At 44.6% G+C, this 637-nt stretch carries 1 pseudogene; it reads right to left on the bottom strand.

What is annotated here, in order from left to right:
• A pseudogene (locus NWQ57_RS10735) lies at positions 1 to 336 on the bottom strand (hypothetical protein); the annotation flags it as partial.
• Positions 337 to 637: the final 301 nt, after the last annotated feature.

The raw sequence follows: 637 nt of genomic DNA, 5'->3' as shown, positions 1-637 counted from the left end.
TAAAAGACTTCTTGCTGCAATTTCTTGGTTTGCTCTACTTGTTGTTTTGTACATTGTAGCAATATGGCCTTCATAAACCTCTTCAGGGGTTAATGCTCTGACTTCAGAAAGAGGGACTGCGATATTTGAACTTACCTTAATTGGCTGTGCGGCTTTATCCGGATATTGCGCCCGACACGCCCCGGTCATGGCTTTTACCGCCGCATCATGGGTAATGCCCTGCAGCTTCTCGCTTAAACAACTGGCGTAATCTTTTGCCTGCACCGGGCTTGCCAGCAGTAATGCACTGCATAAGGGTAAATAACCAAATACAAAACGGGCGTGGTGGGCAGGCATAGTGGCTCCTTGCTTGGGCTTATTATTTAACACGGCATTAAACACCGTTTAAGATAAAACAGTGGTGGTGAAATGGCAAACTTTGCCTTTTAGGCATTGGCTGTACAGGTTTTTATAAGCGCTGGATAATATTGTGCAATGCGTAATAATTCAAAAAAGAAAAATAGTATTTAGCGCTAAAGGCTTTTTAGGCATCGCTTTAGCGCTGGTCTTAACCAGTTAGGTGTTGCATCGCTGCTGCTGTCTGTGCCCAGGTTGGAGTAAAGCGGGGAGCCAAAAAATAGCACGCTATGAATTAGCT

It is taken from the genome of Paraglaciecola sp., assembly GCF_030730205.1.
Classification (GTDB): Bacteria; Pseudomonadota; Gammaproteobacteria; order Enterobacterales; family Alteromonadaceae; genus Paraglaciecola.
Note: the sequence above shows the minus strand (reverse complement) of the source record. Positions and strands in the feature narration are given on the sequence as shown.